The organism is Agromyces sp. NPDC056965, assembly GCF_042673425.1.
In the GTDB taxonomy this organism is placed as follows: Bacteria; Actinomycetota; Actinomycetes; order Actinomycetales; family Microbacteriaceae; genus Agromyces.
Genome location: NZ_JBHURI010000131.1, coordinates 1 through 6,685 on the forward strand (window position 1 = coordinate 1; position 6,685 = coordinate 6,685).

Genomic DNA, 6,685 nt, shown 5'->3' on the forward strand with positions numbered 1-6,685 from the left:
CCCTGCGACACCAGGGGGCGGCCTCGTTCTGTCTGTCGTGCGTGTCAGGCCTCGTAGACCATTTCGCCCGCCACCACCGTGCGCACGACCCTGGCGCTGAGCAGCGATTCCTCGCCGGCGGCGAACACGTCGGTGTCGAGCACCGCGAAGTCGGCGGCGAGGCCGGCCGTCAGGCTGCCGCGCAGTCCGGCTTCGCCGCACGACGCCGCGGCGTCGCGCGTGGCGTGCACGATCGACTGGGCGAGCGGCAGCGCGAACTCGGGCTGGTTCGGCCCGAACGACGGGTCGAGCGCCGACCGCCGGGTCGCGGCGACGTACATGTTCGGCAGCGCCTCGTGCGGAGCCGTCGGTGCATCGGTCGAGAACGCGAGCAGCGCGCCGGCCTCGACGTACTCGGGCCAGGCGAAGCCGCGGTCGGCGCGGTCGTCGCCGAGCATCGCGGCCCAGTTCGCCCAGATGGCGGGGTCGGCGTGCACGGGCTGCATCGATGCGGTGACGCCGAGCCGCGCCATCCGCTCGGCGGTGCCCGGTGCCGCGTACTCGAGGTGCTCGATGCGGTGCCGGCGGGAGCGTTCGCCGTTGACCTCGTGCGCGTGCTCGAGCGAGTCGAGCGCGTGGTCGCTCGCGAGGTCGCCGATCGCGTGCATCGCGACCTGCAGGCCGGCGGCGTCGGCCGCCGCGACGACGGGCTTCAACCGGTCGAGCGGCCAGATCGGGTCGGCGTTCGAGCCGTCGGCGTACGGATGCCGCATGGCCGCCGTGCAGGCGTCGATGACGCCGTCGAGCACGAGCTTGATGCCCGCGACCCGCAGCCACGGCGAGACGATCTCGGCCGCCAGCCCGGCCGCCCGCCGCACCTGCTCGAGGTTCGCGGCATCGTCGCCGGTGTTCGCCACGAACCAGTGGCCGACCACGCGGATCGGCAGGGCGCCGCCACGTCGTGCCGCGGCCCGCTGGAACGCGGCGAGCCCGAGCTCGTCGAACGCCATGTCGACGACGCCCGTGACGCCCGTGGCGAGGTAGGCGGCGATCGTGCGCTCGACTGCGGCGTCGCGGTCGTCGTCGGTCGTGATGGAGGCGAGGTGGCTCCACACGAACTGCTGGGCCGCCGTCTCGAAGAGCATGCCGTCGGGCTCGCCGTCGGCATCGCGGCCGATCGAGCCGCCGATCGGGTCGGGGGTGTCGCGCGTGATGCCGAGCTCGGCGAGCGCCGCCCGGTTCACCCACACCGAGTGGTAGTCGTTCGCGTCGAGGTAGACGGGCACGTCAGCGACCACGGCGTCGATCATCGCCGCGGTGGGGGCGCCGCCCAGCACGGAGTCGAAGAGCCAGCCGCGCCCGAGGAGGCGCGGTGCATCGGGGGAGGCGTCGCGGGCGGCGCGGAGACGCGCCTGGATGTCGTCCAGCGATCGGGCGTCGGTGAGCCCGACGCGGCCGAGCGCCTCGCCCATCATGACGAGGTGCGTGTGCGCGTCGGTGAAGCCGGGCAGCACGAGCCGGCCGTCGAGGTCGAGCGTCGCGGCATCCGTGCCCGCAGCCTCGCGGGCGCCCTGCGCGTCGCCGACGTAGGCGAGCGTGCCGCCGTCGACGACGAGGGCCTCCGCCCACTCGTTCGCGTCGTCGGCGGTGAAGATGCGGGCGTTGGTGACGAGCGTGCGGGTCACGCGGGGACCTCCTGGAGTTCGGCGGCGGCAGCGGATGCCTCGGCGCGCTCGCGCCGGGTCGAGAAGGCGGCGACGGCGGCCACCGGCACGGCGAGCACGAAGCTCGCGACGCCGAGCACCACGGCGAAGCCCTGGAAGCCGAAGACCTCGACGAGGGCGGCGCCGATCACGGGCGTGAGGCTCGAGCCCACGAGGTACACGGCGAGCAGCGGCGCCGACCAGCGGCCGTCGGCGTCGAGGGCCGACGAGGTCGAGACGAAGTACATGAACGCGAGGGCGTAGAGCGTGTTCCACGCGATGAAGACGACGATGAAGGTCGTGGGGTCGGTGACGAAGCCCTCGACGATCTTGAGGATGCCGCCGCCGACGAGCAGCACGGCGAGCGGAACGGCCCGGCCGAGGCGGTTGCCGACGATCATGAGCAGCACCGAGCCGATCAGGCCGCCCGCGGTCGCACCGCTGAGCGCGATGCCGAGTCCCTCGGGCGTGAGCGAGGCCTGCTCGCCGCCCATGACACCGGCCATGGCCCAGAGCGAGTCCTCGCTGACCGCCCAGAGGGCGAACGTGACGAGCAGGGTGAAGCCCGCGATCCTCACGGCGCGGGGCGACGGCAGGGCGCGCGACGCCGCGGCAGCGGCTTCGAGTGCAGGCACGGCCGCGGTCGGCGGCACTTCGACGGGCAGGGCCTCGGCGACCGCCACGGGCGATTTCGGTGCGATGACGGGTGCTGCCGGGAGCCAGCCGCTCACGAGGAGGCCGACGACGGAGAAGATCGCGAGCGCACCGAACACGTCGATCGGTGCGAGGCCGATGAGCGGGATGATCGCAAGGATCACCGTGACGACGGCGCGGTTGGCGAGGCCGTTGAAGCCCGCCACCCGGTCGGGGTTCGTGAATGCGGCGATCGCGGCGCCGCCGGAGGCGACGGCGCCGCCGGCGCCGATGCCGCCGACGATGAGGCCGGTGATGACGGCCGCGGGCATGGGCACGAGCGCCGCGGTGGCGAACCCGAGCACCGAGAGCGCGAGACCGGCGCGGGCGACGGCGAGGCGGCGGGGGCCCGCGCACAGCGGCGCGATGGCGAGGCCCGTGACGGCGGTGGCGAGGAGCGTCGCGGTGATGATCCAGCTCGCGGTGAGCACGTCGGCGCCGATCGCCTGCTGCAGGGCGCTGATCATGTACGGCGAGAGGTTCACACCGAGGTAGCCGGCGATGCCGATCGTGAAGGTCGCGGTGGCGCTCGGCAGGCGGAGCGGCACGCGAACGGTGAGGTCGTTGGACACAGAGGTCTCCGTGGGGCTGGGGCACGTCGATGTGCAGGGGACGGACGCGGCAGGGGGTGTCGTCGCGATAAGTGAATGGTGTTCGTTTATTATGCATACGAGTCCCCGAGATGGGAAGAGCGGATTTCGAACGACCGCCCCTAGGCTGATCGGGGCGTCGAACGAGGAGGTGCCGTGGCCAGACCCAGAGTGCCCCTGCTGTCGACCGAGCGCATCGCCGACGCGGCCATCGAACTCGTCGACTCCGGCCAGGCGTTCGGCGTCAACGCGCTCGCCCGCCGACTCGGCGTGACGCCCTCGTCGCTCTACAACCACGTCGACGGCCGCGACGGCATCATCGAGCTCATGCGGGGCCGGCTCGGCGAGGCCTACCTGTCTGAGGAGCGGGAGGGCGACTGGGTCGAGGTCGTCACACAGACGATGCGCGCCTCCCGCCGCATGTACGCCGAGCACCCGCTGATCGTGCCGCTCCTGGTCGGGAAGACGATCACCCATCCCGCGGTCATCGCGAGCTACGACCGCCTCGCCACGGCCCTCGTCGGGGCGGGGTTCCCCGACGACGAGGTGATCACGGTCATCGCGATCCTCGACTCGTTCGCGCTCGGCTTCGGCCTCGACCTGGCGTCGCCCGACGACATCTGGCAGCCCGAGACGCCCACGACCTCGCTCGCGCGCCTCCTCGAACTCGCGACGAAGGGTCGCGAACGCTCCGACCAGGTCTTCGAGATCGGGCTCGAGCTGCTGCTCGACGCCCTGCGGCTGCGCCTCGGCCGCCTCGATCTCGACTGAGCGATCGCCGCCGTTCGGATGGCACTTTCCCGCGGGGCATCCGTATCGATACGGTGATCGGTGGACGCCCCGATCGCGGGCGCCGGAATGGGGAACCCGAATGGCTGCACTCGACGACATCGTCGCCAACCTCCCGATCGGCGACATCGCCGCGAAGCTCGGCGTCGACGAAGCGACCGCGAAGCAGGCGGTGAACGACGCCCTTCCCGCCCTGCTCGCCGGCATGGGCGCGAACGCCAGCGACCCCGCGGGTGCCGCTTCGCTCCAGAAGGCCGTTGCGGGGCACGACCCGAAGCTCATCGAGGGCGGGGTGAACCTCGCCGACGTCGACGAGGAGGACGGCAAGAAGATCGTGAAGAACGTCTTCGGCGACAACACCGACAAGGTCGTCACGGCGCTCGACAAGAAGGAGGGCGGCGCGGGCGACCTCATCGGCAAGCTCCTGCCGATCCTCGCGCCCATCGTGTTGAGCTTCCTCGCCGCGCAGTTCACCAAGAAGCCCGAGGCGGCGGAGGCTGCTGCGCCGGAGTCGTCGGGCGGCGGCATCGGCGACCTGCTCGGCGGCCTCCTCGGCGGCGGCGGCTCGGGCTCGTCGGGCGGCGGCATCGACCTCGGCGGCCTCGTGGGCGGCCTCCTCGGCGGCGGCTCGGGCGGCTCGAGCTCGGGTGGTGGCCTCGGCGACCTGCTCGGCGGCCTCCTCGGCGGCGGCAAGCGCTGAGCGCCCAGGGCAGCGGATGCCGCGGCCTCCGCTGCCCGTGCGCCCCCGCTTAGACTGGCGGGGTGCCAGTGAACCCGGAGCTCCAGGGGCGGACCTTCCCGCCCGCCGAGCCGTACCTCGTCGGTCGTGAGAAGGTGCGCGAGTTCTCCCGCGCCGTGTTCGCGACGAACCCGATCAACCTCGACCCCGAGGCCGCGCGCGCGGCCGGGTACGCCGATGTCGTCGCGCCGCCGACCTTCGCCGTCGTCGTGCAGGAGCGGACGCTCGCCCAGCTGCTGGCCGATCCCGAGTCGGGCATCGACTTCTCGCGCGTCGTGCACGGCGACCAGCGCTTCACGTCGACGCGGCCGATCGTCGCCGGAGACCTGCTCACCGCGACCCTCACCGTCGCGAGCGTGAAGAGCCTCGGCGGCCACTCGATTGTCACGGCCGAGTCGGCCATCACCGACGCCGATGGCGCGCACGTCGTCACCGCCGTCTCCACCCTCGTCGTGCGAGGAGACGAATGATGCCCGCCCCCGAATTCGCATCCCTGACCGTCGGCGACGTCGTCGCCGAGCGCTCGATCCCGCTGACCCGCGACTCGCTCGTGCGGTACGCCGGCGCCTCGGGCGACTTCAACCCGATCCACTACCGCGACGACATCGCCGCCGAGGTCGGCCTGCCGGGCGTGCTCGCCCACGGCATGCTCACCATGGGCCTCGCTGTGCAGCCCGTCGTCGACTGGGCCGGAGACCCCGGCCGCGTCGTCGACTACCAGGTGCGCTTCACGCGCCCCGTGATCGTCGATCCGCAGGACGGCGCGATCGTCGCAGTGACCGCGAAGGTCGGCCAGCTCGACGAGGCCGCCACGGTCGCACGCATCGACCTCACGGTGAAGCTCGGCGGCGACACGGTGCTCGGCAAGGCGCAAGTGCGCGTCGCACTCGGCTGACATGAGCGGCGACATCCGTTTCGCGGACCTCACGACACTGCAGGTCGGCGGGCCGATCGGCCGGCTGGTCACCGCCACGACGCAGCGCGACCTCGTCGACCTCGCGGCCGAGGCCTGGGCGACGGATGACGCATGGCTCGCGCTCGGCGGCGGCTCGAACCTCCTCGTGGGCGACGAGGGCTTCGCGGGCACCGTGATCCGCGTGGCCACGCGCGGCATCGAGGTGCTGCCCGCTGCTCCGGGGGCCGAGGCATCCGTTCGGCTGCGCGTGCAGGCCGGAGAGACGTGGGACGACCTCGTCGCGTGGACGGTCGAGCACGGCTACTCGGGCATCGAGGCGCTCTCGGGCATCCCCGGCTCGGTGGGCGCTGCTCCCGTGCAGAACATCGGAGCCTACGGGCAGGAGCTCGCCTCGACGCTCGTCGCGATCGAGTTCCTCGACGAGGGCGCCCCGGCACCGCGCCGCATGACGGCCGCCGAACTCGAGCTCGGCTACCGCACATCGGTGCTGAAGCAGGGGCTCGCGGGTATCGTCGTGACCGTCGAGCTCGAACTGCACGACACCGCCGCCGAGCGCGCCGTGCTCGGAGAGGCGCTCGGCCAGCCGATCGCGTACGGGCAGCTCGCCGACGCCCTGCACGTGCAGCAGGGCGACCGGGTCGCTATCGCCGACGTGCGGGGCAGCGTGCTCGCGCTCCGCGCCTCGAAGGGCATGGTGCTCGATCCCGCCGACCCCGATTCGGTGAGCGCCGGCTCGTTCTTCACGAACCCGATCGTGGGCGAGCACGTCGCGCGCACCCTTCCCGCGGCGGCGCCCCGCTGGTACGTCGAGCCCGAGGCGCCCGACGAGGTGACGCCGCTCGGCTCGCTCGCCTCGGCGTCGCCGCTCGAGGCGTTCCTCGCCCACCAGGCGGAGCTCGAGGAGTTCGGCGACGATGTCGCCGTGGTCGAGGCCGTCGACGCCGAACCGCTCGTGAAGCTCTCGGCGGCCTGGCTGATCGAGCACTCGGGCATCCGTCGCGGCTTCGCCCTGCCGGGCTCGCGCGCGGCGATCTCGTCGAAGCACACGCTCTCGCTGACGAACCGCGGCGGCGCGACGGCCGACGAGGTCGCGACGCTCGCGCGGTTCGTGCAGGGGCGGGTGCAGGCCGAGTTCGGCATCGTGCTGCGGCCCGAGCCCGTGCTCGTCGGCCTCGAACTGTAGCACCGGCTCCACCGGCTCCACCGGCTCCACCGGCTCCGCCGGCCCCCGCCTCGGCGGCGAGGTGACGCGAATCGACCTCCGCCAGGCCGGCAG

Annotated in this window: 7 protein-coding genes; 5 read left to right on the forward strand and 2 right to left on the reverse strand. The window is 72.8% G+C overall.

Annotated elements, in window-relative coordinates; genetic code table 11:
• Nucleotides 1-44 precede the first annotated feature (44 nt).
• On the reverse strand, nucleotides 45-1,664 hold the full coding sequence (locus ACFTQE_RS19540) for an amidohydrolase (RefSeq protein WP_376926630.1): 1,620 nt from the start codon (nucleotides 1,662-1,664) through the stop codon (nucleotides 45-47).
• Nucleotides 1,661-2,947 (reverse strand): MFS transporter, encoded by a 1,287-nt coding sequence (locus tag ACFTQE_RS19545; RefSeq protein WP_376926631.1) that lies wholly within the window; start codon nucleotides 2,945-2,947, stop codon nucleotides 1,661-1,663. The genes ACFTQE_RS19540 and ACFTQE_RS19545 overlap by 4 nt, the downstream gene beginning before the upstream one ends.
• Before the next feature lie 174 nt (nucleotides 2,948-3,121).
• Here ACFTQE_RS19545 and ACFTQE_RS19550 point away from each other — a divergent pair, with 174 nt between their 5' ends.
• The 5 genes from ACFTQE_RS19550 to ACFTQE_RS19570 all read left to right on the forward strand — a co-directional run bounded on the left by ACFTQE_RS19550 (nucleotide 3,122) and on the right by ACFTQE_RS19570 (nucleotide 6,592).
• A complete protein-coding gene (locus tag ACFTQE_RS19550) occupies nucleotides 3,122-3,736 on the forward strand; it encodes a TetR/AcrR family transcriptional regulator (RefSeq protein ID WP_376926632.1) in 615 nt (204 codons plus the stop codon).
• Nucleotides 3,737-3,836: 100 nt separating this feature from the next.
• On the forward strand, nucleotides 3,837-4,454 hold the full coding sequence (locus ACFTQE_RS19555; protein ID WP_376926633.1) for a DUF937 domain-containing protein: 618 nt from the start codon (nucleotides 3,837-3,839) through the stop codon (nucleotides 4,452-4,454).
• A 62-nt stretch (nucleotides 4,455-4,516) separates the two neighbouring features.
• Complete coding sequence (locus ACFTQE_RS19560) at nucleotides 4,517-4,963, forward strand: MaoC family dehydratase N-terminal domain-containing protein (RefSeq protein ID WP_376926634.1); 447 nt, start codon at nucleotides 4,517-4,519, stop codon at nucleotides 4,961-4,963.
• Complete coding sequence (locus ACFTQE_RS19565; RefSeq protein ID WP_376926635.1) at nucleotides 4,963-5,388, forward strand: MaoC family dehydratase; 426 nt, start codon at nucleotides 4,963-4,965, stop codon at nucleotides 5,386-5,388. Before ACFTQE_RS19560 ends, ACFTQE_RS19565 begins: the two co-directional genes overlap by 1 nt.
• 1 nt (nucleotide 5,389) lies before the next feature.
• A complete protein-coding gene (locus ACFTQE_RS19570) occupies nucleotides 5,390-6,592 on the forward strand; it encodes a UDP-N-acetylmuramate dehydrogenase (RefSeq protein ID WP_376926636.1) in 1,203 nt (400 codons plus the stop codon).
• Nucleotides 6,593-6,685 lie beyond the last annotated feature (93 nt).